Below are 25766 nucleotides of genomic sequence, written 5' to 3'. Positions count from 1 at the left end.
CCCCATGTGCGGCATCGTCGGCATGGCCGGGCAGGGCCCGGTCAATCAGGAGATCTACGACGCGCTCCTGCTCCTCCAGCACCGAGGGCAGGACTCCACGGGCATGGCCACGGCCGAGTCCAGCGGCGTCTTCCACATCCACAAGGCCCGCGGACAGGTGCGCGAGGCCTTCCGCACGCGCGACATGCGCGCCCTGCTCGGCGACATCGGTCTGGGCCACGTGCGCTACGCCACCAAGGGCACCGCGTCGAACGAAGAAGAGGCGCAGCCCTTCTACGTCAACGCGCCCTACGGCATCGTGCTCGTGCACAACGGCAACCTCACGAACACGCGCGAGCTGACGACCGAGCTGTTCCATAAGGATCGCCGCCACCTCAACACCAGCAGCGACACCGAGCTGCTCGTGAACATCCTCGGCTCCGAGCTGCAGTCCGAGATCACCGGCCCCGACCTCGACCCCGCGCAGGTCTTCCGCGCGGTCGGCCGCGTGCACGAGCGGGTCGAGGGCTCGTACGCGTCGATCGCCCTCATCGCGGGCTATGGCCTGCTCGCGTTCCGCGACCCGTTCGGCATCCGCCCGCTCATCCTCGGCAAGCGTCCCGCGCCCGAGGTGCCTGGGGGAGAGCCCCGCGACGAGTACATCGTGGCGTCCGAGTCGCTCGTGCTCGAGAACGCCGGCTTCGAGATCGTGCGCGACGTCGAGCCGGGCGAGGCCGTGTTCATCACCCTCGACGGCACGCTTCACGCGCAGCAGTGCGCGAAGAGCACCGTGCTTGCGCCCTGCTCGTTCGAGTACGTCTACCTCGCCCGTCCCGACTCGGTCATGAACGGCGTCTCGGTGTACGAGACGCGCCTGCGCATGGGCGAGCGTCTGGCCGACACCGTCGCGAAGTACACGCCCGCGGGGGCCATCGACGTGGTCATGCCGATCCCCGACTCCGCCCGTCCTGCCGCGATGCAGGTGGCCCGCAAGCTGGGCATCGAGTACCGCGAGGGCTTCTACAAGAACCGCTACGTCGGCCGGACGTTCATCATGCCGGGACAGGCGGTGCGCAAGAAGAGCGTGCGTCAGAAGCTCAACGCCATGTCGACCGAGTTCCAGGGCAAGAACGTGCTGCTGGTCGACGATTCGATCGTGCGCGGCACGACGAGCCGCGAGATCATCCAGATGGCTCGGGATGCCGGAGCCAAGAGCGTCACGTTCGCCTCGGCCGCCCCGCCGGTGCGCTATCCCCACGTGTACGGCATCAACATGCCCTCGCGTCACGAGCTCGTCGCGCACGGCCGTACGATCCCCGAGATCGCGGAAGAGCTCGGCTGCGACTACCTCGTGTACCAGGAGGTCGACGACCTCAAGGCGGCCATCATGGAGGGCACCGACCTGGTCGACCTCGACATGAGCTGCTTCGACGGGCGTTACGTCACGGGCACCGTGTCGGACGAGTACCTCGCCTGGGTCGAGGGCAGCCAGGAGTCTTGACCCGCCGTCGGGCGGGAACCATCGCGCTCGCCGCGGCGGCGATCGTGCTGCTCGCGCTCACGCTGCGGATCGCGGTCGCGTCGCTCTCTCCGCTGCTGACGCGCATCGGCGAGGACTTCCCCCTCCCCGCGGCCGTCGTGGGACTGATCGGCATGGCACCGCCGGTGGCGTTCGCGCTCGCCGGCATGGTCACCCCGGCGATCGAGCGTCGTCTCGGCCTCGAGCGTTCCGTGCTGATCGCTGCGGTCACCGCCGCGGCGATGCTCGGCCTCCGCGCGGCCGCGGTCGACGCGTGGTCGCTGCTGGGCGCGACGGCGGGGGTGTTCGCCGCGGTGGGCGTGGCGAACGTCCTGATCCCGACCGTGGTGAAGAAGTACTTTCCCGAGCGCATCGGTCTCATGACGACCGTCTACAGCACGGCGATGGCGGTCGCCACCTTCACGCCCCCGCTCGTGGCCGTGCCCCTGGCCGACGCGGTGGGGTGGCGCGGTTCGTTCGTGACCTGGGCCGTCGTGGCCCTCGCCGCTGTCGCGCCGTGGGTCGCATTGAGCCTGCGGGCGCGGGTGTCGCGGCGCGATGCGGTCGACGAGCCGCGCGCCGACGTGCTGGCGCGGATCGTGCGCGTGCCGCAGACGTGGGCGCTCGTCGTCACGTTCGGCGTCAACTCCTCGGTCGCCTACGCCATGTTCGCGTGGATGCCGCCCCTGCTCATCGACGTCGCCGGAGTGGATGCCGCGGAAGCCGGTGGACTGCTCGCCCTCTTCTCGTTCATGGGGCTGCCGGTGTCGCTCCTCGTCCCCCTGCTCGTGTCTCGACGGGGCCGCACGACCCCGTTCTACGTGGTTGCCGTCGGGGGCGGGCTGGCGGGGGTCATCGGGTTGCTGGTGGCCCCTTCGGCGGCGACGGTGCTGTGGGTGGTGCTGGTCGGCACCCCGCCGCTGATGTTCCCGCTGGCGCTGGTGCTGTTCGGGCTGCGTACCCGCTCGCACGAGACCACAGTCGCGCTCAGCGGCTTCGTGCAGAGCGTGGGGTACGGGTTCGCCGCGCTCATGCCCCTGGCGATCGGGGTGACCCACGAGCTCACCGGTGGATGGACCGCGGGGCTCGTGCTGATCGGCGTCGCGCTGGTGCTCGTCGTGCCGGCTGCGATCGTCATGAGGCGCCGCGAGAGCGTCGAAGAGGCGTGGGAACGCCGCACGGGGCTCCGCTGGTAGAGGAATGTTCGCCCCGGTCGGCGGGATCCGTCGTCATCGGATGGTGACGGGGGTGCCCAGCGGCAGGAGGCTCGCGAGTTCGGTGATGTCGGTGTTGGAGAGCCGGATGCAGCCGTGGCTGGCTGATCGGCCGATGCTGTCGGCATCGTCGGTGCCGTGCAGACCGATCTGGCCGGGACCGCCGCCGAAGCTCGAGAGCACGTCGGAGAACGCCGACAAGCCGAAGGCGTAGGGGCCGTATCCCTCGTTGGTGGGCTGGAGCAGCTCGGTGAGAAAGAACGCGCCGTGCGGGGTCGGGGTCCCGCCGGTACCGGTGGCGGCGCGGAAAGTCTTCACCGGGTGGCCATTCTTCAGCAGCGTCAGGGTGTTGTCCTCGGTGGAGGCGTCGAGGCTGTACTCAAGGCTGTGCTGAAGAACGGCATCGGCCTTGACCCATCCCGTGCTGCCGTTGGGGCGTTGAGCGAGGTGCACCTGCAGCCAGTCTCCCCGTGTGGCGGCCACGAGAAGCGTCAGGGGCGCGCCGGACTCCTGCGGGTTCCGCAGGGTGGCTGTCACGCTGCCGCCGGGCTCATCGTAGACGTCGAGTGTCGCGCCCGTCGCCGTGGCCGAGGTGGCGGTCGCCGCCGGGGTGCTCGCCGCCGGCGTCGAATCGGCTGTCGGCTGCGTCTCGGCGATTGCGGAGGGGGCCGCGTCCGGCGTCGCGGCGGGAGAGCATCCGGCGAGCAGGAGGCTGGACAGGAGCGCCACGGCTCCGACGCTGACGGATGCGGTCGTGCGGCTGAGCACCGGGAACTCCTCAGGGTGGGTGGAAACGGGAACGCCGGGCCGGAACGAACGTCCCGGCCCGGCGTCGGACAAGCCTTATCGATCAGCCGGTGAAGGTCGCGGCACGCTTGACCGGGGTCGCCGGGCCCGCAACGGGCACGGGAGCCGGGGTCGTGGCATCCGCGGTCACTGTGAAGCTGACCGGCGCGGCCTGGATGGCGCCCGCTTCGGTGGATGCGCTGAGGTTGTAGGTGCCCGCGTTGGCGTAGTTGGTGCCGACTTCGGGAACGTAGTGAAGAGTGACGGTGCCGGTCGCGTCGGCGACGGCATCGGGACCGGCCTGGTCGCCCGTACCGGGTGTCGAGATGCCGAAAGCGACCGTGGCGCCCGGTGTGAAACCGGCGAAGGTCGCGGTGACACCGTTCTTCAGATAATCCGACAGCGGCTGGGTGGTCGGCGTTACCGACGACGCGGGCGGGGCGACGACGGTGATCTCAGTGAAGGCCCCCGAGTTGTCTGCTGGGTGCGTGACGGCAATTCTGTGCGCGCCGGTTGAAAGGCCGGCGGGGATACGTGCCGTGCCTTTGTATTGGCCGCTGCCGTCCGCTTCCACGGCGCTGCCCGTGACGGGATACGTCGTCAGCGGGGTGATGTCGTCGATGGTGAACTCCAGGCTGCCGCCCTCCGGGAATCCCGAGGCGGTGAGCGTGATCGTGCCGCCGGGGGTCACCGTTGCGGAGCTGGAAGCGAGCCCCGGGTCGGGGCGGGCCTGGGCGGAAACCGCTCCTCCGAGCGTCAGGAGCGCCGTCAGCAAACCGGCGATGAGGATCGAGGCGGAGCGCTCACGTCGCGAACGCGTGCGAGGTGTAGTCGTCGACATGGGAGTGTCCCTGTTCTGTGCAGTGGCGGCACCCGATGGAAGGGTGGATGCCATCAACGGGAAGAGCACCCCGATTGCAGAGCAGTCGGAGCACCCTCCGCATCATAGCGACAGGAGGGTGTCAAACCCACGAAATGGAATGAAGCGGTACAAAACGGTTTGCAGATCGATCTGCACCTCGAACAGGCCGCCCCCTCGTGGGAGTGGCGACCACAGGGCCGTGGTGCGCGGTTTCGCGCGGTACGGAAACGAGCGGGAAGGCGTCAGGCCTTCTCGTTGTCGTATTCGTCGCTGTACTGGTCGGCCCACTTGTCGACGTACGCGTCTTCACCCGGAGCGGGTGCACCCAGTTCGCGCTCGAGAGCGGAGTAGTTCACCGAATAGGTGTCGTACTTCAGCTCACGGGCGATCTTGGTGTTCTTCGCCTTCTGACGGCCACGCCCCATGCGAGACCCCCTCACGATCGACGTCGAGGGCCGACTGTGGGCCCTGCGTATTGCGGTTCCGGACCGAGCCGGTAAGAGTAACAGCCAGGATATCACGGCACCTTCCGGCCGAGCCGTCGAGCGGCGGCCGCCGGGGGTGCCGTCGTCGAGAGGAGCCGTCATGTCCGATCAGCCCCGCCCGCGTACCGGTCGCGGAAAGGTGATCGCGGGCGTCGTGCCCGGTCAGTCCGCCAGGATCGTGCGCGAGGCGGCCCACTATGCAGCCCTTGCGCGCGCGGAGCTCGTCGTCGCTCACGTCGACACCACCCGTTTCGTGGCCTTCGAGGATCCCGACGGCTATGTGCACTCGTCCACCGTCGACGTGGCGGGGGACGCCGCGAAGGCCGCTCTCGACGAGGTGCGCCGCATGACGGCCGAGGCTCTGGCCGGAAGCACCGTCACGTGGACGGCACGCCAGATCATCGGAGATCCGGCGCTGGCCCTGATTCAGCTCGCCGACGAGATCGACGCGTCGCTCATCGTCGTCGGGACGCGCAAGCGCGGCCTGGGTGAATCCCTGCGCGAGTTCCTCACCGGCTCCGTAGCCGCGCGCCTGAGCCACCGGCAGCGCCGACCGGTTCTCGTCGTCCCGCAGGGAGAACCGGTCGGCGCCGAGGAGGAGCTGCCGTGGGAGTGACGCTCTAGGTGCGCATCGCCCGCGCGACCGCTTCGGTGGCGTGGAGCAGCGCGGCCTCGATGTCGTCGACTCCGGATGCCGCGAGCTCCCCGCCGCGCGCCACGTGCGAGCGCAGTTCGGAGCGCACGCGCCCGCGGAACTCGTTGATCGCGGCATCGGCGCGAGAGAGCTGTTCGCGGCTGCGGGACCGCGCGTCGTCCGCCGGAGTCGCCTGGGCGTGCTCGCGCTCCTCCCGAGAGGCAGCGGCGAGGTCGGCGCGGAGGCTGCGCATGGCGTCGCGCACACTGCCACGCACCTCATCGGCGATCAGTCGCACGCTGTCGGCGAGCCCGGCCTGAATGCCCTCGAGGTCGCTCGTGCGTGCCGCGACTTCGGCGCGGCCGGCATCCGTGATCTCGTAGACGGTCTTGCGGCCGTCGACGGTCTTGGTGACCAACCCCTCGTCCTCGAGCTTCGAGAGCCGGGGGTAGATGGTGCCGGCTGATGGGGAGTAGGTGCCGCCCGTTCGCTCCGAGAGGGCCTGCATGAGGTCGTACCCGTGGCGCGGGGCCTCCTCGAGCAGGCTGAGGATGTACAGGCGCAGATCGCCGTGCGAGAAGACGGGGCTCATCACCACTCCTCCTCTCCGGCGAGTTCCTCGGGACGCAGGCCCGAGATGCCGCGGCGCAGCACGGTGATCTCGCCCGAGACGGTATTGGCGCGCACGTCGACGAACGAGCCCGCGAGGGCGCCCGTCGACCCGGTGTAATTGGTGGGTCCCTTGCCGGAGCGCACCTGGCCGTCGATCTGAACGCGGCCGCTCACCGATCGCGAGACGTAGTTGGCGGGGAGCGACCGGTCGAGGCGGATCGTCGCCGTGCCGCTGACGGAGTTGAGCGAGATCGCCTGGGTCGCGCCCGTCGAGTCGACGAGCATGGCACCCGACACGGTGTCGATCGATGCCTTCGTGATGCGGCCGGTGGCCGCGACGTCACCCGAGACGCTGTTCGCGCTGAGGGCGCCTTCGAGTTCGCGCACCTGCACATCCCCCGATACGGCGTTGAGGTCGATGTCGCCGCGGAGGCCGTCGACGATGATGTCGCCCGACACGGTGTTGAGCCGCACATCGGTGCGCAGACCCGAGACGAGAGCGCTCGCGCTGACGACGCCGAGGGTGAGGGCGACCGTGCGCGGTACGGCGACACTGACCTCGGCCTTAGGGCCGCCCGAGCCGAAGTTGCGGAACACCTCGAGAAAGTTGTCCCACCGCAGCTGTGGGTGGTCGATCTCGAGACGGCCGTCGACCATCTCGATCCGCAGGTCTTTGACGGTGACGCCGTGCACCTCGATGCGGGCATCGGGCTCGTCGTGCGCGATGACGTCGACCTGTCCGCCGACGAGGCCGACCTTCAGCTCACGCAGCGAATCGATGTCGATGACGCGCGTCTCGCCGGGGTGGACGATCCATTTCTCCATGGCGGGTTCTCCTCACTCGCGATATATCGCGTTAGAGGGAGTATCGCGATATATCGCGAGTTCGTCAACCCCGGGAGGTGGGGTTCGTACGGCCGAACCGCACGCGTGGCTCGGTGTCGCCGTGTCGTCGATGGCTCACGCGACGGCGGGGGCGACGAGCGCCGGTCGCCACCGAGCGTTGTCAATCCCTCCCTCGACGCGATGCGCGGTCGTAGCGTCGGGATTCCCCGACGGAAGGAGAAGGTCGTGCCGCAAGGGCAAGGTTCCCGCAGTCTGAAAGACCCCGACCTGTACGAGGAACTGCGTAAGCAGGGCGACTCGAAAGAGAAGGCCGCGCGCATCTCGAACGCCGCCGCCGCTCAGGGGCGCGAGAAGGTCGGAGAGAAGGGCGGTCACGCCGAGAACTACGAAGACCGCACTGTCGCCGAGCTGAGGAGTCGCGCGAAGGAGCTCGGTCTGACCGGCTACTCCGGCAAGAAGAAGGCGGAGCTCATCGACATGCTCCGCACCCACTGACGCGATGGCCCGACTCGTCCGCGTCCGCCCCTACGAAGACCCCGGTTACCGCCGGGTGCGCTCCGGTTCGGGGTTTCGTTTCGTCGATCACACGGGTGCGTCCGTCCCCGAGCGCGACGCCGAGCGTGCCCGGGGTCTGGTCATCCCTCCCGCGTGGCGCGAGGTGTGGATCGCACGCGAGCCGAACGCGCATATCCAGGCCGTCGGAACGGACGAAGCCGGACGCCGCCAGTACACCTACCACGCGGACTGGTCGAAGCGTCGGGACAGGGGCAAGTTCGCCCGGGCGCTCCAGCTCGCCGAGTCGCTGCCCCGAGCGCGATCGCGGGTGACGCAGTCGCTCCGCCGGGCCGAAGCGGATCGCGAACGAGTGCTGGCGGTGTCGTTCCGCTTCCTCGACCTCGTCGCTCCGCGCGTCGGCAATGCCCGTTACTTCGTCACCAACGGCAGTCGGGGCCTCACGACCCTGCAGAGACGGGATGCCACGGTCGAGGGTGACCTGATCCGCCTGTCGTTCCCCGCGAAGAGCGGCAAGCGCGCCGAGCTCTCGCTGCGCGATGCGGAGTTGGCATCCATCGTCGACGAGCTCGCCCGGGGGCGATCGCGTGCCGCGCTACTGAGCTACACGCGCGGGCGCCGGCGCGTTCCGCTCACTCCCGGCGACGTGAACGGCTATGTGCGCTCGCTCACGGGCGGGCCGTTCAGTGCCAAGGACTTCCGGACGCTGCGCGGCACGATCCTCGCGGCCGAGTCGCTCGCCATGGTGGGTGCCACGGGCGGGAAGAACGAGCGCAAGAGGGCGGAGGTCGCGGCGGTCCGCGCCACGGCCGAAGCGCTGGGCAACACCCCCGCGGTCGCGAAGGCGAGCTATATCGATCCGCGCGTGTTCTCGCTGTACCGCAGGGGGCGCACGATGGATCTGGGCGGGTCGAAGGATGCCGCCATCAGGCGGCTCATCCTGGGTGAGTGACCGGCTCGACGACCGAGGGCAGCTCCGGCACGGGGACGATCACCACGTCCTGCACCTTCCAGTCCAGGGCGACACAGCCTTCGCGCGCGCGCTCGATGTCATCGAGCGACAGGCGCGTTTTGCGCGGCACGACGAAGGCCTCGATGTGGAACACATGGCCCTGATCGCGCACGCGCGTCCCCGCCGCCGACACCCAGGGGAGTCCCGCGAGGTACTGATCGACCCGCTCGGCCAGCGGGTGGGGGCGCTTGTCGTCGAAGGTCGTCGCGCGCGCATCCATGAGATCGACGACGGCCGCGCGCAGGTTGCTCACGCCGTCGTGCACGATGCTGAGCGAGATGAAGATGGCGGCCGCGGCATCCATCCACCACAGGCCTATCCCGATACCCAGCACTCCCACGATGGTTCCGGCGGAGGTCATCCAATCGGCCTTGTTCATGTCGGCGTCGGCGTAGAGCACCTTGTCGTGCAGCTCGCGGGCGAGACCGATCTTGAGCCGACCGACGATGACGGGCGGGATCGCGGTCACGGCCATCACCGCGATCATGAGCCACCCGAGCCACATCGTCACCCCGAAGATCTCGACGGTTCCGATGGTGGGATGCTCCGCGGTGACCAAGCCGATACCGGAGTCGACGATGAGGAAAGCCCCCATGCCGGTCAACGCGACGGCCGCGACGAGGTGGCCGACGGCCACGGAACGGTGAAAGCCGTAGGGGTGGCGGCGGGTGGGGCGGCGTCGCGCGAGACGCACGGCGACGAGGAAGGCGAGGGGCGGGATGAACGACAACAGGTCTTCGGCCCACGCCGCCTTCATCGCCTGCGAATTGCCTAGAACGAGGAACACGAGCGTGGCCGTGATGACGAGGAAGCCGATCGTGACCCACTCGAGCCGGACGGCTCGGTGGAGCGCATCTGCCTGCCGATCGGGCAGCCGCGTCTGGCCGAAGCGGACTTCTTCGCCGCTCACGGTGCGATCCCCCGGGCCTCGGCCTCGTCGATGAGGAAGGTCTCGAGCCTCGACACGAAGGCGTTCTCACCGAGCGGCACGAGCATGACGAGCTTCACTGTCGACCCGTCCTCGAGCGGCGCCTCGGCGTAGGGGCGGGTCACGCCGGCCTTGCTCGTCCACGGCGTCTTCTCGGTGAGGCCCCCGGCGACGACGTCGAGGTCGCCCTCCTCGAGGCCGCGCACGAGCGACTCCTCCGAACCCACCGTCCACTCGACGTCGGCGTCGAGCGATCGCGCGAACGCCGTCAGGGCGTCGATCTCGATCCCGGTCGGTTCGCCCTCGTCCCCTCGCACCCACTCGCCGTTGGGGGAGACCCCCGCCCGCAGCACGCCGCCCTCGACCGCGTCGAGCGTTCCGTCGGGATCGGAGGGGATCCGGATGCCGCAGCCCGCGAGCATCAGCACGGTGACCGCCGCAGCAATCGTGGCCGGCAGCAGCTTTCGCATGGCTCTCCCTTCGTCGCCGGAATCCTGTCCGCAACGGCCCGTCGTCGTCGCGGGGGTTGCGAAGTGGGCACGGGGGGCTCTACCGATAGCGTGAGGGCGTGCGAGACAAGACCCCCGATGTCGATCGCCGATCGGCCCGTGCCGCTACGCCCCGCCAGGCCGGAGCCGCCCCCACCATCCACGATGTGGCGGCGGCCGCGGGGGTGTCGAAGTCGGTGGTCTCGCGGGCGCTCTCCGGGGCGTCCGGGGTCGCCGCGCACACCGTCGACCGCGTCCGGCGGGCGGCGACGGAGCTCGGTTACGTCGCCAACGCGCACGCGCGGGGGATGTCGGCTCACCGGAGCCACACCCTCGGCGTCTTCGTCCGTGACGCCGCGACGCCGTTCTACGGTCACCTGCTGACCGCGTTCCAGGAGCAGGCGGCTGCTCGCGGGTACCGGGTCGTCACCGCGACCGGGGCGGGATCCTTTTCCGTGGACGACGAGCGCCGCGCCCTCGAGACACTCGTCGCGCTGCGGGTGGAGGGACTGATCGTCTGCAGCGGCGCGCTCCCCGTCGAGGACATCACGCCCTTCGCGCGGCGTATCCCCGCGGTCGTCGCGGGGCGCCCGGAGGAGGACCCGACGATCAGCAGCGTGTACTGCGACGAGGTGGGCGGTGGTCGCGCCCTCGCCGATCACGTGGCCGACCTCGGGCATCGCAGGGTCGCGGTGATGACCTTCACCCCGGTCTCGTCGATCACCCAGTCGCGGCGCACGCACGCGATGGCCGAGCGCCTGCGGGAGCGCGGCGTCGACGTCGTCACTCTGAGCGGTGACGATGCCGGACCGGGCTTCGACGGGGCCGACGCGATCGTCGCGGGCGTCCTCGGGGCCGGCGGGGTCACCGCCTTCATGGCGCCGAGCGACGCGTGGGCGGTGGCGGCCCTCGAGGCGCTGCGCGTGCGCGGGGTCGCCGTGCCCTCGGAGATGTCGGTGACGGGTTACGACGGCGTCACGCCGTTCATGACGTCACTGCTGGGTCTGACGTCGTGGCGCCAGCCGCTGCGGACGATCGGCCGACTGTCGGTCGACGCGGTCGTCGATCAGATCGATGGACTCGCCACCACGGTGACGCACCACGCGATCGACGGAGAACTGGTCCCCGGGCGTACGGCCGCCGCCCTCTGACGTCGTCACCGTCCGTTCACCCACCGGATGCCGTGACGTCGACCGTCGCGCGACCGTTCCGCGGAGAATAGGGAACGTTCCCTATCGGCATCACGGAGAGTCCGCATGAACGACCACATCGCCCACAAGCTGCCCCGAGACGACAGCGATCCCTTCCGCTACGGCATCTACCTGCGTCCCGACGCGAAGACCTGCCGCGCGGTGACCACGGTGACCGACCAACTGCGCGCGCAGTACGGCTTGCTCTCCGCGGGCGCGTTCCCCCCGCACGCCACCCTCGTGGGCAGTCAGCCGTTCGGATTCTCGGAGCCCGCTGTCGTCGACGCGCTCACCGAGCTGCTCGACGGTCGCCCGGCCCTCACCGTGCACAACGCCGGCGTCCGCGCGCAGGGTCGGGGCTACGTCTACGACGTGAGTGAGAACCCCGACGGCTCGGTGAACGACGACCTGGTGAGTCTGGCTCGCGACATCGAGGCGACGGTCGCCCCGTTCCGTGCGCCGATGAACAACCCCCTGCCCAACGACTTCGTCCCGGAGCTCTACCGCGGACACCTCTCGCTCGCGTCGCACGACCTGTACGTGCGTCCCGACCTGTACGAAGAGGTGGGGGAGTTCATCCGAGAGCTCGACGTTCCCGTCCCCGGCGGCTTCCCGGGAGGCACGGTGGTGATGTACCGCACCTCGAGTCCCGATTGGTCGGGACGCTGGTGGCAGACGATGACGTGGGAGCACGTGCGCACCTGGAATCTCGCCGGGGCGTAGGCCGCTCGGACGTGTCCGGATGCCGCACGGTCGCGGCATCCGGACGCTCTCACTGCCCGGCCGGCATCCACTGCCCGGACAGGGCGCGCAGGCGTCGAATGAGCACTCCGTGCTCTCCGCCCGCTCCCTCCGCGACGTAGTCGAGGCTCTCCTGGGCGCGAGCGACCTCGACGCCGGAGCGGAAGCCCGTGTACGTGCCACCGGCCCGTTCGAGGATGTGGGCTCCGGCGGCCACGTCCCAGGGGTGGGTATCGAAGCCCATCGTGGCGTCCGCCCATCCGGCCGCGACGTGCGCGAGGTTCAGTGCCCCGCTGCCGGTGCTGTGGTGGTGCTGGTACGTGCGCGTGATCTCGGCGAGCAGGTCGAAGGCGCCCTCGCCCAGGAGGTCGACGTCGTGCTGTCCGGGAAAGCTCGTGAGCAGGGTGGAGAGTTCGGCGGGGCCGGACGCCGATCGCATCGGGACCCCGTTCACGTGGGCGTGCTCCCTGCCGGCCGAGAACATGTTGTCTGCGACGGGGTCGAACACGACGCCCGCGACGACCTCGCCGTCGAGCTCGGCGGCGATCGAGATGCACCAGTAGGCGAGACCGCGCGCGAAGTTGGCGGTGCCGTCGATCGGGTCGATGATCCATCGCAGGGGTGCGTCGCCCGAGCTGCCGGTCTCTTCGCCCAGGATCACCGAGTCGGGTGCGCCGTCCTGGAGGATCCCGGCGATGGTGGCCTCGGCCGCTCTGTCGTGGATCGTCACGACGTCGTGCACGTCGCGCTTGAACGACACGCTCATGTCGGAGCGGAACGCGGCGAGCAGTGCCGGCGCGGCGGATCTCGCGGCCCTCTCGGCCAGGGCGCGAAGGTCGTCGGGGGAGGGGGAGGGGTGCGTGGTCATGGTTCTCCTCGGGGGTCAGGGGGATTGATTCAGGTGCTCGTGAACGCCGCGTGAACGCTCGGCGACCGCTCGCCGGTCGCCTTGACCTCGTCTCTCGCGGTGTCGCAGAGTGAGTCCGTCATCAAAAAAGGGAACGTTCCCTATGACGGAAAGGTAGCCGATGTCGCTCTCGACACTCGACCGCCGGCCGACGCTCGCCGACCGTCGTCGGCCGGCTTCGACCCTGGCCTGGCGGCGCGCCGACCGACGCGTGGGTGCCGCTCTGATGGTTCCGGCGCTCGCGGTCTTCGCCGTCTTCGTCTTCTTTCCCCTCGGCCGGGTCGTCTGGCTCAGCACCCAGGGAACCGACATCTTCGGCCAGGCCGCCGGGTTCGTGGGGACGAAGAACTTCGCGACGATCTTCACCGATCCCCAGTTCGGCGACACGCTGTGGCGGACGGCCGTGTTCTGCGTCGCGGTCGTGGTCGGTCGCATCGTCGTCGGGCTGCTCATCGTCATCCCGTTGACGGCGAAGCTCCGCGGCATCCGCGTCTTCCGCGCCCTGCTGACCTCGCCCCTCGTGGCCTCGGTCTCGGTGGCCTCGGTCGCCTTCGCCGCGATGCTCGCTCCGGCCGGCGGGCTGGTCAACTCCGTGATCGCGCGCTTCGGGGGCACGCCGGTGCCGTGGCTGACCAGCACCCAGTGGGCCATGCCGAGCGTGATCGCCGTCACCGTGTGGGGATCTCTCGGATTCACCGTGCTGCTGCTGCTCGGGGCCTTCGGCGCGATCGATCCCGACGTGATCGAGGCGGCCCACCTCGACGGGGCGGGTCCCCTCCGCACGCTCTGGTCGATCTCTCTGCCGCTGATCACGCCGACCCTGTTCTTCATCGTGGTCACCGGTGCCGTCGAGGCGCTCACGACGTTCGGGCAGATCCAGATCCTCACCGGCGGCGGCCCGGCGAACTCGACGACGACGCTGGTCTACACGATCTATCAGGCGGCGTTCGGGGCGGGGAGCGCCAACTTCGGCATCGCCGCGGCAGTGGGCGTCGTGCTGTTCCTGCTCGTGCTCGGCCTCTCGCTCGTCCAGTTCGGCGTCCTCGAGAAGCGAGTGAACTACTGATGGCGCGGCCGCTGTCCGTCCGCGCGCGTCTGCGGAGCACCCTTCTCTACGTCTGGCTCGTCGTGGCGGTGATCGTGGTGTGCTTCCCGCTCTACTACGTCTTCGAGGGCGCGCTCACGCCGACCGCCTGGCTCGACGAGGGCCTCGAGGGTCTTCTGCCCATCCACCTGACGCTCGACAATGTGATCCGCGCCACCCAGGTCATCCCGCTCGGACACCAGTTCCTCAACAGCGTCGTGGTGACGCTGGTGCAGACCTTCTTCCAGGTCGCGATCGGCATCGCCACCGCCTACGCTCTCGTCTTCTGCGGGCTGCGGGGCACGCGTGCCCTCTTCCTGCTGATCCTGTCGAGCATGATGGTGCCGGGCGAGACGATCCTCATCGCGAACTATCTGACGATCTCGTCGTGGCGGCTGATCGACACCCTGCCGGCGGTGTTCCTGCCGTTCCTCGCCTCGGCGCTGAGCATCTTCCTGTTCCGGCAGGCGTTCCTCAGCTTCCCGGGGGAGCTGCGCGACGCCGCCCTCCTCGACGGTGCGGGGCACGTCCGCTTCATCCGGTCGATGCTGCTGCCGATCGTGCAGCCGACGCTCATCTCGGTGACCCTCGTGAGCGCGACCGCCGCGTGGAACGGGTTCTTCTGGCCGTTGCTGGTGACCAACTCGCCCGAGAACCGCACGGTGCAGGTCGGTATCGCCCAGCTCTCCAGTGCCGAGGCGGCCGACGTCGGCGTCGTGCTCGCCGGCGCGGCCATGGTCACCCTTCCGGTTCTCGTCCTCGTGCTGCTCGCGCAGCGCTTCCTCGCCGGCGGGATCACCGCCGGCGCTCTCAAATAAGACCCGACAGAAAGAAACCCGAGCCCATGTCTCTGCGCCCCCGCACCACGATCGCGGCGACTGCCGCGGGAGCCGTCCTCCTCCTCGCCCTCGCCGGGTGCACGGCATCCGGATCCTCCCCCGGAGCCGAGTCCGGCCCCGTGACCCTGCAGTTCTGGCACGAGATGAGCGGACCGGCGGCCACCGAGCTCGACGCCCTCGTGTCGCAGTTCAACAGCGATCACGACGGCGAGATCACCGTCGAGTCCTCGTTCCAGGGGTCGTACGCCGACGCCCAGACGAAGTACACCGCCGCCGTGCAGTCGGGCACGACGCCCGACGTGCTGATGATGAACGACATCTCGACGGGCTTCATGGTCGATTCGAAGAAGACCGTCCCCCTGTCGACCTTCACCGCGACCGACACCTCGTTCTCTCTCGACAGCTTCCCCCCGGCGGTCAGCGCGTACTACGGCGACGGCGCGGGCGGGCTCGCCGCCATGCCGTTCGCGGTGTCGCAGCCGGTGATGTACCTCGACCGCGACCTCGTGACACGCTCGGGGCTGAACCCCGACTCCCCGCCGCGCACGCTCGCCGAGGTGGCCTCGTGGGCCGAGAGGATCCACGCGGCGACGGGTGCCTCGGGCCTGACGATGAACATGTCGGACTCGTGGATGATCGAGCAGATGTCGGCCGCGGGCGGGGTGGACTTCTGCACCCCCGACAACGGTCGCGGCTCCGACCGCGTCAGCGGACTGCAGCTCACCTCGCCGACGCAGGTGGGCTTCATGCAGCGACTGCAGAAGCTGTTCCAGGACGGCTCGATGCTCAACCCCGGCACCGACAACAGCGCGATGGTCTCCGCCTTCGCGAGCGGCAAGGTGGGCATCATGCTCACCTCGACGGGCGCCTACACGACGGCCGATCCGAAGAAGACCGCGTCGACGGTCGCTGCCTTCCCTTCCACCGCCGAGTCCGACGACGCGGGTGTGGTCATCGGCGGCAACGCGCTCTGGATCTCGGGTGACGGACACTCCGACGCGCAGCAGCGGGCGGCCTATGCCTTCGTGAGCTTCCTGCACTCGGCCGAGGTGCAGGCGGCGTGGGCGAATGCCACCGGGTACCTCGCATCGAACACGGGGGCGGCCTCCACCGCGGCCGGCGCGGCCTCGCTCGCCGACCCGAACGTCAAGGCCATGGTCGACCAGCTCGCGAACACGCCGGCGTCGAACGCCGCGGCGGGCTGCCGCACGGGCGCTTTCCCCTCGCTGCGATCGACCGTCATCGGGGCGTTCACCCAGGTCGCCGAGGGTGCCGACGTGACCTCGACCATGTCGGATGCCGAGACGAAGGCGGCGTCGCAGATCACCGCGTACAACACGGCGGCGGGCTGAGCCGGGAGCTTCCGCTCGCGCTCCCGGTCTGTCAAGGCGGCCGGGAGCGCGGGCGGTCGCGACGACGGGCTGAGAGGATCGACACGTGACGGACGACCTCTCGCCCTCGGACGCGTCCCGCCGGTCTCGCCGGAGGGCCGGTGTCGGTGACCCGGACGCATCCCCCACGCGCCTCTACGCCCTGCTGACTCCGGAGGCCCGTGACCTGTACGAGCTGGTTCCCGGCGCGCAGGAGCTGTTCCGACCGACCGCGGCCTCGTCCTCAGTGCTGCGGCGAGGGCTCCGGCAGGACGACGCGTTCCGCAACCTGCTCCGGGCGGCGATGCAGGAAACGGCGGAGCCGCGCGGGTGGCAACGCCACGAATGGTCCGACGAGGAGGTCGCTCGCGCGGCCGAGGACCCGCAGCTGCTCGCGGCAGCCCGGGCGATGTCGAAACGGAACGCACGGGTCGACTGGCGCGCGACGTGGAAGAAGCGCCGCCAGCGGGAGACGGCGGTGCTGGCCGTCTTCACGTACTCGCTGATGGCCATCCCCGCAGCCCTCCTGCTCAACATGGCGTGGCTCGCGGGCGTGGGCGTCGTGGGCGTGCTCGCCGTGGTGGGGTATCTGCTCGTCCGTCGGCGGGCCGAGAACCGGCCGGCCCCCGCTCCTCATCCGCTCCCCGCCCTCAGCGATCCCCCCACGGGCGACGGCGTGCCTCGACCTCTCTTCGTCGTCGAGCGCGCCCCCTCGCAGCATCTGATCGCGCGCGGCACCGGTCTCGTCTTCCTGGCGGGCGCCGTCGTCCTCGCGATCGGGGAGATCATCGAGGGCGGTCCGCTCGCCGCTGTCGGGGTGACCGTGTGGCTGGGCACCCTCGGTGTTCTCGGCGCGATCATCTTCCTCTGGGCGCTGTCCGCCGGGCGCGCGCGCATCGTCGGCTTCGACGATCACCTGGTCGTCCGCCCGGGACTCCGCCGGTCGCGGGTGGTTGCGGCATCCGAGATCGCGGAACTCTCGCTGCTGTCGGGCGGTCGGCTTCGGGGCGCGGACGCGCGGGGTCGCCGATTGTTCGAGGCGATGAGCGTGTACGACGACTTCCCCGACCTCGTGGCGTGGCTCGAGGCCAAGACGCCGCGGCGGTGGGCCGACATCGGATGACGCCGCTGAGGTGCGTCGGGCCGCGGGCGTAAGGTGGCGCGGTGAGCATGTGGCGGGATGTGGGCCTCGTCGCCGTCGGCGGCGCGATCGGTACGGCCGTACGCGCCGGTCTCACCCTGGCGCTCGGCGAAGACCTGGGCCCGGCCCTCGTGCCGCTGATCAACGTCGTCGGGGCGTTCGCGATCGGCATCCTGTACGGCTGGAGAGCACGGATGCCGGAATCCTCGCGTGCGCAGCGCGTGCAGCTGTTCATCGGGACCGGCATCCTGGGCGGGTTCACCACCTACAGCTCGCTCGCCGTCGAGTCGGCCGACCTCGGCCTGCTCTGGTGGGGGGTGGCGACGGTCGTCGTCGGGACGGCGGCGGCCTGGGGCGGCGTGCTGCTCGGCCGTGGCGGACGGGCTTCGCGCTGACGCTTGTCGAACCCGGCGAGAAAATGGTACAAATGTGCCACTTACCGTCGTGGGTTCGCCGCGCCGGTCACCCGACCCGGAGGTTCGACGATGAACGCCGCCCCCTCGATCGTCACGCTCGGAGCCCACGTGCTCGACACGATCGTCCAGCCCGTCGATGAGATCCCCGAGGGGCAGGGCTCGCTCCTCGTCGACGAGATCGTGATGTCCGCAGCGGGACCCGCCGGCGGCACCGCGCTCGTGCTCAACAAGCTCGGCGCGCGCGTGGTCACGAGCGGGGCCGTGGGCGACGACGTCGCCGGACGCGTGCTGGTCGGCCTGCTCGGCGACGCCGGCATCGACGTGTCGAACCTGCGCACCGACGAACTGCCGACCTCGGCATCCGTCCTCCCCATCCGCTCCGACGGGTCGCGACCGGCGCTCCACGTGGTCGGGGCCAACGCGCTCGCCGCCGACGTCGTGCCCTGGGACGCGCTCGCCGCCGCCGACCACGTCCACGTCGGAGCGCCCGAGCTGCTCGGTCCCGAGAACGTCATCGAGATCCTGGAGTACGCCCGTCGGCACGGAGCGACGACGTCGCTCGACTTCCTCATCGGCGGCGACCCCGCGTTCTACGCGCTCATCGAGCCCCTGCTCGCGCACACCGACTACGTGCTCCCCAACGCCGAGCAGGCCATGGGCTGGACCGGCGCCGACGACCTGCCCGCCGCCGCCCGCGCCCTGCACGCGGCGGGAGCAGCGGTCGTCGCGTGCACCAACGGCGGCGACGACATCGTGGTGGTCGACGGCGGCGACCTCGAGTTCGTCCCCATCGTGCCCGCGGAACCGGTCGACACCAGCGGCGGCGGAGACGCCTTCTCGGCCGGCTTCGTCTTCGCCAAACTCCGCGGGTGGTCCTCGCGCGACGCCGCGCGCTTCGGATCGGCCACCGCCGCACAGGTCGTCGCCGGCGTGGGTACCGATCACGGCGCGTACGACGCGGCATCCATCGATGCTCTGCTCTCGGCGGGAGTGCTGTGATCGCGAGCGGTGTGCGAGAAGCCGTGGCGGACGCCTGCCGTTCTCTCGCCGCGCAGGGCCTGGTCAAGGGGACCGCGGGCAACGTCAGCGTGCGCGTGGACGGGGGCATCGCGATCACGGCGACCGGAGTGGTCTTCGCCGAAGCGGTCGCCGACGACGTCGTGATCGTCGACGACGACAAGAGGGTCGTCGAGGGGGCGCTCGCCCCGAGCTCCGAGCTCGACCTGCACCGCGCGGCCTACGCCGACGAGGCCGTCGGGGCCGTCGTGCACACGCACGCCCCCGCGGCGATCGCCCTCTCACTCGTCTCTGACCGACTGCCCTGCGTGCACTACCAACAGCTCGTCCTCGGCGGCGAGATCGAGGTGGTGCCCTTCTCGGTCTTCGGCTCGGCCGAGCTCGCCGCGGCCACGGGCGGCGCCCTCGCCGCAGCCAATGCCGCGATTCTCGCCCACCACGGCGCCGTCACCACGGGCCGAGACCTCGCCGACGCGGTGACGAACACCGCCCTGCTCGAGTGGGCGTGCGACATCTACCTGCGCGCGCGAGCGGTGGCGGTGCCCGCCGAACTCAGCCCCGAGCAGCAGGCCGCGGTGCTCACCGCCGCGGTCTCGACCGGGTACGGACAGAAGCACGGAGCGTGACATGGATGCCGTGACCACCGACACCTTCGACTCGCTGAGCCCTCTCGATGGGCGCGTCGTCGACACCTTCCCGGTGCGGGGCCCCGCCGAGGTGGTGTCGGCGGTGGACCGCGCGCGGCGCGCGGCGCGCGAGTGGCGGTCCCTCGGTTTCGAGGGGCGGCGGCGCGCGCTGCAGGCCTGGCGGCGCGACATCGTGGCGCACCTCGACGACCTCATCGCCGTGGTGCGCGCCGAGACCGGCAAGCCCCGTGGCGACGCCCGGCTCGAGATCATGCTCGCCCTCGACCACCTGGCCTGGGCGGCGACCCACGCGCGCCCGGTCCTGCGTCGGCGTCGCGTGGGCGCGGGCGTGCTGATGCTCAACCAGTCGGCGAGCGTCGGCTACACCCCGTACGGCGTGGTCGGGGTCATCGGCCCGTGGAACTACCCGGTCTTCACGCCCATGGGCTCGATCGCGTACGCGCTCGCCGCGGGCAACGCCGTGGTGTTCAAGCCCAGCGAGTACACCCCCGGCGTGGGCGTGTGGCTGCAGCGCTCCTTCGTGCGCGCGGGCGGGTCGGCCGATGTCTTCGCCGTGGTGACCGGTCTCGGGCCCACCGGCGCCGCCCTCTGTCGCGCGGGTGTCGACAAGGTGGCCTTCACCGGATCGACCGCGACGGGCAAGGCCGTCATGGCCGCGTGCGCCGAGAGCCTCACCCCGGTCGTGATCGAGGCGGGCGGCAAAGACGCCCTCCTCGTCGACGAGGACGCCGATCTCGCGGCCGCGGCCGAGGCGGCCGTCTGGGGCGCGTACTCGAACGCGGGTCAGACCTGCATCGGCATCGAGCGCGTCTACGCGCACGCGAAGATCTACGACCGCTTCGTCGAGGCCGTCGCCGAGCGCACGCGCGAGCTCCGCGCCGGCGCCGACGACGCCGCGACGCTCGGTCCGCTCACCATGCCGCGCCAGGCCGACGTGGTCCGGGCGCACGTCGCCGACGCGCTCGCGCGGGGCGCGACGGCGCGCGTCGGATCGACCCCGGCGCCCGGGGTCACCCTGCAACCCGTCCTCCTCACCGACGTCGACGAGGAGGCGGACGCCGTGCGCGAAGAGACCTTCGGCCCGACCCTGGTCGTCAACCGCGTGGCATCCATGGACGAGGCCGTCGAGAAGGCCAACGCCGTGCGGTACGGACTGTCGGGCTCGGTGTTCTCTCGGAGGCGGGGGAGCGAGCTCGCCCTGCGCCTGCGCGGAGGCATGATCGCGATCAACTCGGTCATCTCGTTCGCCGCGGTCCCCGCCCTCCCCTTCGGCGGGGTGGGCGATTCCGGGTTCGGACGCATCCACGGGGCGGACGGCCTGCGTGAGTTCGCGTACCCGAAGGCGCTGACCCGTCAGCGCTTCCCGCTGCTGACGTTGACCACGATGCGGCGCACCGCGAAGGTCGACCGTCTCGTCGAGCGCATCATCCGGCTGCTCTACGGCTGAGCCGGAACGGCGCGGATGCCGCGGGCTCCCGGCATCCGTCGACGATCACCGCACCGACCGCACCCGCATGATGATGACCGAGCCGAGCAGGCCTGCCAGCCCGCTCGCGAGGAACAGCCCCGAGAACCCGCCGAACAGCACCACGGCACCGGCCCCGAGCAGGGGACCGAACGCCTGCGGGCCGGCGAGGGCGATGTTCATGATCCCGACGTCCTTGCCGCGCGTCTCGGCCGAGGGCAGCACCTGCGTGGCGAGGGCCTGGTCGACGGCGAAGAAACAGCCCTGACCGAGCCCGAGCAGCACGGCGCCGATCACCGCGGTCGACTCGGCCGGGGCGATGGCGAGCAGCAGGGCCGAGACGGCTTGGGCGACCCCCGAGGCGAGGACGAACACGCGACGGCGCTGAACCACGTCGCTGAGTTTGCCGAGGGCGACGGATGCCACGATCGTCACGACCATGTAGATCACCGTCGTGAAGACGAGGAAGCCGGTCGGGTCGGCCACCCTCAGCGCGAAGGTGAAGAAGTACAGCAGCATCGTCGTGGCGATCGCGTTGCCGAGGTTGATGAGCACACGGCTCGCGACGGTCCACGCGAAGTCGGGGTGACGCCGGGGGTCGACCCAGATCGACGAGAGGATCGTGCGGACGGTGAGCGGACCCAGCAGCGCCGCCTCGGACGTCGTCAGCGGAACGTCGCGCAGAACGAGCAGGAACGGCACGGCCAGGCCTACGCAGCACACGGCCAGCGCGAGGTAGCCCGAAGCCGTCGTGGTGAACACCGCGGTGACCAGCACGATCCCCAGCAGGATGCCGATCGCGTTCGGTGCCGAGATCCAGCCCGACACGAGCCCCCGCTGCCCCGCGGGCACGCGGTCGGCCATGACGGCGGTGAGGGCGGCGGAGGCCATGCAGAAGCCCATCATCACCGCGGTCCACATCGTCACCGTGCCGAGCGACTCGGTCTGGACGCCGAGCAGCGCGAGACCGACGGCCGCGAGCACGACACCGCCGAAGATCCAGGGGCGACGGCGTCCGAACCGAGACCGGGTCCGGTCGCTCAGCGCACCGACGATCGGGTAGGCGATGACCACGAACGTCCCCGCCACGGCGCTGACCAGGCCGTAGGTGACGAGCGAGACGAGCCAGTCGTCCGAGGCGTGCTGCGCGGCGATCTGCAGGGGCAGCAGCACCTGCACCGGGACGAGCTGCGCCATCCACAGTCCGAGCCACACTCCGGCGAAGGCCGCGATCCAGCCCGCACGAACGGGGCGGGTGGGTTCGGCGTAGGCGGTGAGGGTGGCGGGCGTCGCGTCAGCGGTCACCGGATGCCGCCCGTCCGCGTCGCCGCGAGCGTCGTCACGGCCCACCGGCCGGCATCCGCCACGGCGTCGCGCGCGTCGCGCAGCGCTCCGCAGGCGTTGAAAAACCCGTGGATCTGGCCGGTGTGGGTCACGAGGTGCGTGGCGACGCCGGCGGCCTCGAGACGCTCGGCGTAGGCGACGCCCTCGTCGCGGAGCACGTCGAAACCCGACACCGCGACGTACGCCGGGGCCAGGCCCGAGAGGTCCTCGGCCCGCAGGGGCGATACCAGCGGATCATCGGCGCTTCCGCCGCCGCTCAGGTAGTGCGCGGCGTACCAGTCCATCTGCGCCTCCGTGAGGAAGAAGCCGTCGGCGAACAGCTCGTACGAGCGGTGCTTGCGCGAGAGGTCGGTGACGGGACAGAACAGGATCTGGAACGCCGGTGCGCCCTCGGCATCGTCGCGCGTGACCGACGCCACGACCGCCGAGAGGTTGCCGCCCGCGCTCTCGCCGCCGACACCGACCGCGTCAGCGGTCGCGCCGAACCGCGAGGCGTTGTCGCGGACCCACCGGAAGGCGTCGACGCTGTCGTGGAGCCCCGCCGGGAACGGCGCTTCGGGGGCCAGCCGGTAGCCGACCGACACCACCGTCATGCCCGAGGTCTTCGCGAGGGTGCGGCACATGGCATCCGCGCTGTCGACCGATCCGAGTACCCAGCCGCCGCCGTGGAAGGAGACGATGATCCCGGATGCCGCACGGTCGAGGTCCGCGCGGTACACGCGTCCCGGAACCCGCCCGGCGCGCGTGGGGATCTCGATGTCGTCCCTCTGCGCGAGTTTCGTCGTCCCGGCGAACGTCCACGCCTCGATCTCGATGTGCGCGCGGGCCTCGTCGAGGGGGAGCCGCTCGAAGTGCGCGCCGGGCGCGTCATTCATCACGCGCAGAGACGTCTGCACGGCGGGGTGCAGGGTGTTGCCGTCGATCACGACGGGGCGGCCGTTCACCGCGCGGAGGGCCGCGGGCGGAAGCGACCCGAGGGCGCGCGCGCCCCAGCGGAGCAGGTGGTCCTGGGGACGGGGACGGAGCATCGCGGAACCCTTCTGTCGATCACGGCAATGGGATCGACTATCGGGTCACTTTATTGCACACGCGTACCGTTTTGTGTGACAAAGATGTGAATTCAACTCCACGAGGAGGCGACGGGCGCAAGAAACCTGTACGTTTGTGCCAACTAAGCGGGGGAGTGATCCCCCTCGCCCAGCGAAGAGGTCGCGGCGAGGGTCACGAACCCCACGATGGCGGCACGCAGGGCGTGCGCCAGCGACTGAAACTGGACCTCCTCGGAACGGGCGATGCGATGCAGGGCGAAACCGTCGATCAGGGCGACGACCGCAGCGGCGGCGTGCGGATCGGTCACGCCGTTCGTCTGCAGCACGGCCGCCGCGAGCGCCCGCGTCTCGTCGAGGATCTTCTCGACGTGAACACGCAGGGCCGGATGACGCGAGGCGAAGAGGTAGATCTCGAACTGCGCGACCGTGTGGTCCTGCGATTGGCTGCGCACGATCTCGACGAACTCGTCGATCGCCGCACCGGGGCTGTTCGCGCCCGAGACGAGGACGGATCGGAACTGCTCGAGCCGCTCGAGCTCGGCCGCCATCGCGTGCGCCACGGCCTCGCCGATCATGTCGTCGAGCGAGTCGAAGAAGTACGTCGTCGACGAGTGCGGCACCCCCGCCGCGGCGGCCACCGACCTGTGCGTGACGGCCGCGATGCCCCCCTCGGCGATGATCGCGATCGTGGCGTCCAGCAGCAGCTCGCGACGCGCGCGACCGCGCGCCCGCATCGGCCGGCTCGTCGTCTCGCTCACGCTGTCCTCCTCGCCGACCGGGGTGGTCGGTGTCGCCTTCGGAACGGAGTAAGCCTATGACCGCCTCCCCGCCCTCTGCGGACCGGGTCCCGGCCCCCGACGTCGACGTGGTCGTGGTCGGCGCAGGTCTCTCGGGCCTGACTGCCGCTCACCGGCTTCGCCAGTTCGGCGCGACGGTGGCGGTGTTCGAAGCGGCGCCCCGCGTGGGCGGACGCGTGTCGTCGGCAGAGGTGGCGGGGGTGCACGTCGACCTCGGCGGCACGTTCGTCGGCCCCGGTCAGGATCGCATCCTGGCTCTCGCCGACGAAGTGGGCGTCTCGCGCTATCGGACCCACGCCGCGGGTCGCAACGTCCTTCGGTGGCGCGGCGAGCACCGGCGCTATCGCGGCACGGTGCCCCCGGTCGGCGCGAGCCTGCTCGACGTGGGGCGGATCCAACTCACTCTCGACCGCCTGGCGCGCACCGTCCCCCGGGGGAACCCCGCCGCCGCCCCGCAGGCCGCGAACCTGGATGCCGAGAGCCTCGGCTCGTGGCTGCGCCGCTCGCACGCCTCTCCCGCGGCGCGAGAGCTCATCGCGATCGCCGGCCGGACGACGTGGGGGTGCGAGCCCGACGAGATCTCGTTCCTGCACGCTCTGCACTACATCCACCAGGCGGGTGGACTGTCGTCGATGCTCGACACCGAGGGCGGCGCGCAGGAGGAGCACTTCGTCGAGGGCTCGCACGCGATCGCCGTGCGTCTCGCCGACGCGCTCGGGCCGGCTCTGCGGGTGAGCGCTCCGGTGCGGCGCATCGAGACCGCCGCCGCGGGGGTGCGTGTGTCGACGGCCGACGCGACGGTGACCGCCCGCGCCGTCGTCGTCGCGGTGCCACCGGCGCTGCGCGGCAGGATCGACTTCGCGCCGGCCCTTCCCCCCTCTCACGCCCAGATGGCCCAGCGCTGGCCGGCCGGGGTGCTGTCGAAGGCCTACGCCGTGTACGAGCGGCCGTTCTGGCGCGACCACGACCTGTCGGGGCAGGGGCTCTCTGACACCGGCCCGGTCTTCATCACGTTCGACGCCGGTCCCGCTCGCGCCGACGCCCCCGGCGTGCTCCTCGGCTTCATCGGCGGGGTCTACGCCCGTGAGTGGGACGAGCTGGCACCCGCCGAGCGCACAGCGCGGGCGCTGTCGTCCTTCGCCGACCTGTTCGGCCCCCGGGCGCTAAATGCCATCGGCTACATCGACCAGCGCTGGGGCGCCGAGCCCTGGGTCGGCGGTGGCCCCACCGCTGCCCCGGGGCCGGGAGTGGTCGTGCCCTATGCCGGTGCCCTGGCCACCCCCGTCGGGTCGATCCTCTGGGCCGGTACCGAGACCGCCGATCGCTGGACGGGATTCATGGACGGCGCCGTCCGCGCCGGTGAGCGTGCGGCGCTCCAGGCCCGCGGCATCCTGACCTCCTCCTCGACCGCCCACGAACAGACGGGAGTCGCCCGATGACCTGGCGCCGCGAGTACACGCACCTCACCACCGCCACCGCCGACGCGGTGTGGAAGAGGTGGACCACCCCCGAGGACTGGGCCGTCGACGATCCCGACCTGCGCGAGGCCACCTTCCCCGTGCCCCCGCGCGTCGGCGACTCCGGCCGCGTGGTCAACCACGGAACCCCCGCGCAGCGCTTCACCTTCACCGAGCTGCAGCCGGGGGCCGTGATGAACTTCCGCATCGGGTTGCCGGGGGCGGTGCTGTCGTTCCCGCACCGCATGCGCCAGACGCCGAACGGGCTGTCGGTGACGCACGCCGTCGAGATCTCCGGTCCTCTCTCGCTGGTGTTCGGCCCCCTCGTGGGGCGCAAGATCGCCGCGGGTCTGCCGGCCGTCGTCCGCTTGGTGACGACGAACGCGCTCGCCGACATGGCCGCCGACGCGCGCGGGGAGTAGCC

Annotated in this window: 28 protein-coding genes; 17 read left to right on the top strand and 11 right to left on the bottom strand. The window is 70.6% G+C overall.

Annotation, left to right across the window (positions count from 1 at the left end; genetic code table 11):
• Positions 1 to 4: 4 nt before the first annotated feature.
• Entirely contained in the window at positions 5 to 1480 is a 1476-nt protein-coding gene (purF, locus tag DEU35_RS05105; RefSeq protein WP_103206936.1) for an amidophosphoribosyltransferase, read from the top strand.
• Positions 1477 to 2694 carry a CynX/NimT family MFS transporter gene (locus tag DEU35_RS05100; RefSeq protein ID WP_116238765.1) on the top strand — a complete coding sequence of 406 codons (1218 nt, stop codon included), beginning with the start codon at positions 1477 to 1479 and terminating at the stop codon, positions 2692 to 2694. Before purF ends, DEU35_RS05100 begins: the two co-directional genes overlap by 4 nt.
• 33 nt (positions 2695 to 2727) lie before the next feature.
• On the opposite strand, the gene DEU35_RS05095 is transcribed toward DEU35_RS05100, so the two are convergent.
• From DEU35_RS05095 to DEU35_RS05085, 3 genes are all read right to left on the bottom strand, one after another.
• The gene (locus tag DEU35_RS05095) at positions 2728 to 3480 is read right to left on the bottom strand and encodes a L,D-transpeptidase family protein (protein ID WP_116238764.1); all 753 of its coding nucleotides are present in this window, start codon (positions 3478 to 3480) and stop codon (positions 2728 to 2730) included.
• A gap of 82 nt (positions 3481 to 3562) precedes the next feature.
• Positions 3563 to 4339: a hypothetical protein gene (locus tag DEU35_RS05090; RefSeq protein WP_116238763.1), complete on the bottom strand. Its 777-nt coding sequence runs from the start codon at positions 4337 to 4339 to the stop codon at positions 3563 to 3565.
• Between the two features lie 263 nt (positions 4340 to 4602).
• Positions 4603 to 4785, bottom strand: a complete 183-nt coding sequence (locus DEU35_RS05085) for a DUF3073 domain-containing protein (protein ID WP_056225789.1) — start codon at positions 4783 to 4785, stop codon at positions 4603 to 4605.
• Between the two features lie 160 nt (positions 4786 to 4945).
• Here DEU35_RS05085 and DEU35_RS05080 point away from each other — a divergent pair, with 160 nt between their 5' ends.
• The gene (locus DEU35_RS05080) at positions 4946 to 5461 is read left to right on the top strand and encodes a universal stress protein (protein WP_103206932.1); all 516 of its coding nucleotides are present in this window, start codon (positions 4946 to 4948) and stop codon (positions 5459 to 5461) included.
• 4 nt (positions 5462 to 5465) lie between these two features.
• Here DEU35_RS05080 and DEU35_RS05075 read toward each other — a convergent pair whose 3' ends face one another.
• Both DEU35_RS05075 and DEU35_RS05070 read right to left on the bottom strand, forming a co-directional pair.
• Complete coding sequence (locus DEU35_RS05075; RefSeq protein ID WP_103206931.1) at positions 5466 to 6071, bottom strand: PadR family transcriptional regulator; 606 nt, start codon at positions 6069 to 6071, stop codon at positions 5466 to 5468.
• On the bottom strand, positions 6071 to 6916 hold the full coding sequence (locus DEU35_RS05070; protein ID WP_103206930.1) for a DUF4097 family beta strand repeat-containing protein: 846 nt from the start codon (positions 6914 to 6916) through the stop codon (positions 6071 to 6073). The genes DEU35_RS05075 and DEU35_RS05070 overlap by 1 nt, the downstream gene beginning before the upstream one ends.
• A gap of 246 nt (positions 6917 to 7162) precedes the next feature.
• On the opposite strand from DEU35_RS05070, the gene DEU35_RS05065 reads away from it, so the two are divergent.
• Together DEU35_RS05065 and DEU35_RS05060 are read left to right on the top strand one after the other, a co-directional pair.
• Positions 7163 to 7432, top strand: a complete 270-nt coding sequence (locus DEU35_RS05065) for a Rho termination factor N-terminal domain-containing protein (protein ID WP_103206929.1) — start codon at positions 7163 to 7165, stop codon at positions 7430 to 7432.
• A 4-nt stretch (positions 7433 to 7436) separates the two neighbouring features.
• Positions 7437 to 8402: a DNA topoisomerase IB gene (locus tag DEU35_RS05060; RefSeq protein ID WP_116238762.1), complete on the top strand. Its 966-nt coding sequence runs from the start codon at positions 7437 to 7439 to the stop codon at positions 8400 to 8402.
• Here DEU35_RS05060 and DEU35_RS05055 read toward each other — a convergent pair.
• Positions 8386 to 9372, bottom strand: a complete 987-nt coding sequence (locus DEU35_RS05055) for a cation diffusion facilitator family transporter (RefSeq protein WP_116238761.1) — start codon at positions 9370 to 9372, stop codon at positions 8386 to 8388. The genes DEU35_RS05060 and DEU35_RS05055 overlap by 17 nt on opposite strands.
• Positions 9369 to 9860 (bottom strand): transporter substrate-binding domain-containing protein, encoded by a 492-nt coding sequence (locus DEU35_RS05050; protein WP_115916062.1) that lies wholly within the window; start codon positions 9858 to 9860, stop codon positions 9369 to 9371. Before DEU35_RS05050 ends, DEU35_RS05055 begins: the two co-directional genes overlap by 4 nt.
• A 98-nt stretch (positions 9861 to 9958) precedes the next feature.
• On the opposite strand from DEU35_RS05050, the gene DEU35_RS05045 reads away from it, so the two are divergent.
• Positions 9959 to 11029, top strand: a complete 1071-nt coding sequence (locus DEU35_RS05045) for a LacI family DNA-binding transcriptional regulator (RefSeq protein ID WP_116238760.1) — start codon at positions 9959 to 9961, stop codon at positions 11027 to 11029.
• Positions 11030 to 11134: 105 nt separating this feature from the next.
• On the top strand, positions 11135 to 11791 hold the full coding sequence (locus DEU35_RS05040) for a heme utilization protein (protein ID WP_116238759.1): 657 nt from the start codon (positions 11135 to 11137) through the stop codon (positions 11789 to 11791).
• A gap of 49 nt (positions 11792 to 11840) precedes the next feature.
• Here DEU35_RS05040 and DEU35_RS05035 read toward each other — a convergent pair whose 3' ends face one another.
• Complete coding sequence (locus DEU35_RS05035) at positions 11841 to 12677, bottom strand: inositol monophosphatase family protein (RefSeq protein ID WP_116238758.1); 837 nt, start codon at positions 12675 to 12677, stop codon at positions 11841 to 11843.
• A gap of 160 nt (positions 12678 to 12837) precedes the next feature.
• Between DEU35_RS05035 and DEU35_RS05030 the strand changes: the two genes are divergently transcribed.
• The 8 genes from DEU35_RS05030 (at position 12838) to DEU35_RS04995 (ending at position 20677) form a co-directional block, all read left to right on the top strand.
• Entirely contained in the window at positions 12838 to 13782 is a 945-nt protein-coding gene (locus DEU35_RS05030) for a carbohydrate ABC transporter permease (protein WP_116238757.1), read from the top strand.
• Positions 13782 to 14618 (top strand): carbohydrate ABC transporter permease, encoded by an 837-nt coding sequence (locus DEU35_RS05025; RefSeq protein WP_115916057.1) that lies wholly within the window; start codon positions 13782 to 13784, stop codon positions 14616 to 14618. The genes DEU35_RS05030 and DEU35_RS05025 overlap by 1 nt, the downstream gene beginning before the upstream one ends.
• A 26-nt stretch (positions 14619 to 14644) precedes the next feature.
• Positions 14645 to 15991, top strand: coding sequence for an extracellular solute-binding protein (locus DEU35_RS05020; protein WP_116238756.1), 1347 nt, complete (start codon positions 14645 to 14647; stop codon positions 15989 to 15991).
• Between the two features lie 85 nt (positions 15992 to 16076).
• The gene (locus DEU35_RS05015; protein WP_116238755.1) at positions 16077 to 17132 is read left to right on the top strand and encodes a hypothetical protein; all 1056 of its coding nucleotides are present in this window, start codon (positions 16077 to 16079) and stop codon (positions 17130 to 17132) included.
• Positions 17133 to 17179: 47 nt separating this feature from the next.
• Positions 17180 to 17545 (top strand): CrcB family protein, encoded by a 366-nt coding sequence (locus DEU35_RS05010; RefSeq protein ID WP_074696312.1) that lies wholly within the window; start codon positions 17180 to 17182, stop codon positions 17543 to 17545.
• 90 nt (positions 17546 to 17635) lie between these two features.
• Complete coding sequence (locus DEU35_RS05005; protein ID WP_116238754.1) at positions 17636 to 18565, top strand: carbohydrate kinase family protein; 930 nt, start codon at positions 17636 to 17638, stop codon at positions 18563 to 18565.
• Between the two features lie 23 nt (positions 18566 to 18588).
• Positions 18589 to 19209, top strand: coding sequence for a class II aldolase/adducin family protein (locus DEU35_RS05000; RefSeq protein WP_116238914.1), 621 nt, complete (start codon positions 18589 to 18591; stop codon positions 19207 to 19209).
• A 1-nt stretch (position 19210) separates the two neighbouring features.
• Positions 19211 to 20677 (top strand): aldehyde dehydrogenase family protein, encoded by a 1467-nt coding sequence (locus DEU35_RS04995; protein WP_103206920.1) that lies wholly within the window; start codon positions 19211 to 19213, stop codon positions 20675 to 20677.
• 45 nt (positions 20678 to 20722) lie between these two features.
• On the opposite strand, the gene DEU35_RS04990 is transcribed toward DEU35_RS04995, so the two are convergent.
• The 3 genes from DEU35_RS04990 to DEU35_RS04980 all read right to left on the bottom strand — a co-directional run bounded on the left by DEU35_RS04990 (position 20723) and on the right by DEU35_RS04980 (position 23846).
• Complete coding sequence (locus DEU35_RS04990) at positions 20723 to 22045, bottom strand: MFS transporter (protein ID WP_258873328.1); 1323 nt, start codon at positions 22043 to 22045, stop codon at positions 20723 to 20725.
• A complete protein-coding gene (locus DEU35_RS04985; protein ID WP_116238753.1) occupies positions 21997 to 23067 on the bottom strand; it encodes an alpha/beta hydrolase in 1071 nt (356 codons plus the stop codon). Before DEU35_RS04985 ends, DEU35_RS04990 begins: the two co-directional genes overlap by 49 nt.
• A gap of 143 nt (positions 23068 to 23210) precedes the next feature.
• Positions 23211 to 23846, bottom strand: coding sequence for a TetR/AcrR family transcriptional regulator (locus DEU35_RS04980; RefSeq protein WP_218026333.1), 636 nt, complete (start codon positions 23844 to 23846; stop codon positions 23211 to 23213).
• Positions 23847 to 23902: 56 nt separating this feature from the next.
• On the opposite strand from DEU35_RS04980, the gene DEU35_RS04975 reads away from it, so the two are divergent.
• Positions 23903 to 25324, top strand: a complete 1422-nt coding sequence (locus DEU35_RS04975) for an FAD-dependent oxidoreductase (protein WP_116238752.1) — start codon at positions 23903 to 23905, stop codon at positions 25322 to 25324.
• The gene (locus DEU35_RS04970) at positions 25321 to 25764 is read left to right on the top strand and encodes a hypothetical protein (protein WP_115916050.1); all 444 of its coding nucleotides are present in this window, start codon (positions 25321 to 25323) and stop codon (positions 25762 to 25764) included. The genes DEU35_RS04975 and DEU35_RS04970 overlap by 4 nt, the downstream gene beginning before the upstream one ends.
• The last annotated feature ends 2 nt before the right edge of the window (positions 25765 to 25766 follow it).

Source organism: Microbacterium sp. AG157 (assembly GCF_003385695.1).
GTDB classification, from domain to species: domain Bacteria; phylum Actinomycetota; class Actinomycetes; order Actinomycetales; family Microbacteriaceae; genus Microbacterium; species Microbacterium testaceum.
Note: the sequence above shows the minus strand (reverse complement) of the source record. Positions and strands in the feature narration are given on the sequence as shown.

What these genes read in the sequence shown, in the direction of transcription:
- DEU35_RS05050 (WP_115916062.1), bottom strand. Translation starts at nt 9,860, where the DNA reads ATGCGAAAGCTGCTGCCGGCCACGATTGCTGCGGCGGTCACCGTGCTG.
- DEU35_RS05040 (WP_116238759.1), top strand. Translation starts at nt 11,135, where the DNA reads ATGAACGACCACATCGCCCACAAGCTGCCCCGAGACGACAGCGATCCC.
- DEU35_RS05080 (WP_103206932.1), top strand. Translation starts at nt 4,946, where the DNA reads ATGTCCGATCAGCCCCGCCCGCGTACCGGTCGCGGAAAGGTGATCGCG.
- DEU35_RS05090 (WP_116238763.1), bottom strand. Translation starts at nt 4,339, where the DNA reads ATGTCGACGACTACACCTCGCACGCGTTCGCGACGTGAGCGCTCCGCC.
- DEU35_RS05075 (WP_103206931.1), bottom strand. Translation starts at nt 6,071, where the DNA reads ATGAGCCCCGTCTTCTCGCACGGCGATCTGCGCCTGTACATCCTCAGC.
- DEU35_RS05020 (WP_116238756.1), top strand. Translation starts at nt 14,645, where the DNA reads ATGTCTCTGCGCCCCCGCACCACGATCGCGGCGACTGCCGCGGGAGCC.
- DEU35_RS05010 (WP_074696312.1), top strand. Translation starts at nt 17,180, where the DNA reads ATGTGGCGGGATGTGGGCCTCGTCGCCGTCGGCGGCGCGATCGGTACG.
- purF (WP_103206936.1), top strand. Translation starts at nt 5, where the DNA reads ATGTGCGGCATCGTCGGCATGGCCGGGCAGGGCCCGGTCAATCAGGAG.
- DEU35_RS05025 (WP_115916057.1), top strand. Translation starts at nt 13,782, where the DNA reads ATGGCGCGGCCGCTGTCCGTCCGCGCGCGTCTGCGGAGCACCCTTCTC.
- DEU35_RS05085 (WP_056225789.1), bottom strand. Translation starts at nt 4,785, where the DNA reads ATGGGGCGTGGCCGTCAGAAGGCGAAGAACACCAAGATCGCCCGTGAG.
- DEU35_RS04995 (WP_103206920.1), top strand. Translation starts at nt 19,211, where the DNA reads ATGGATGCCGTGACCACCGACACCTTCGACTCGCTGAGCCCTCTCGAT.
- DEU35_RS05070 (WP_103206930.1), bottom strand. Translation starts at nt 6,916, where the DNA reads ATGGAGAAATGGATCGTCCACCCCGGCGAGACGCGCGTCATCGACATC.
- DEU35_RS05030 (WP_116238757.1), top strand. Translation starts at nt 12,838, where the DNA reads ATGTCGCTCTCGACACTCGACCGCCGGCCGACGCTCGCCGACCGTCGT.
- DEU35_RS04975 (WP_116238752.1), top strand. Translation starts at nt 23,903, where the DNA reads ATGACCGCCTCCCCGCCCTCTGCGGACCGGGTCCCGGCCCCCGACGTC.
- DEU35_RS05060 (WP_116238762.1), top strand. Translation starts at nt 7,437, where the DNA reads ATGGCCCGACTCGTCCGCGTCCGCCCCTACGAAGACCCCGGTTACCGC.
- DEU35_RS04970 (WP_115916050.1), top strand. Translation starts at nt 25,321, where the DNA reads ATGACCTGGCGCCGCGAGTACACGCACCTCACCACCGCCACCGCCGAC.
- DEU35_RS05005 (WP_116238754.1), top strand. Translation starts at nt 17,636, where the DNA reads ATGAACGCCGCCCCCTCGATCGTCACGCTCGGAGCCCACGTGCTCGAC.
- DEU35_RS04985 (WP_116238753.1), bottom strand. Translation starts at nt 23,067, where the DNA reads ATGCTCCGTCCCCGTCCCCAGGACCACCTGCTCCGCTGGGGCGCGCGC.
- DEU35_RS05035 (WP_116238758.1), bottom strand. Translation starts at nt 12,677, where the DNA reads ATGACCACGCACCCCTCCCCCTCCCCCGACGACCTTCGCGCCCTGGCC.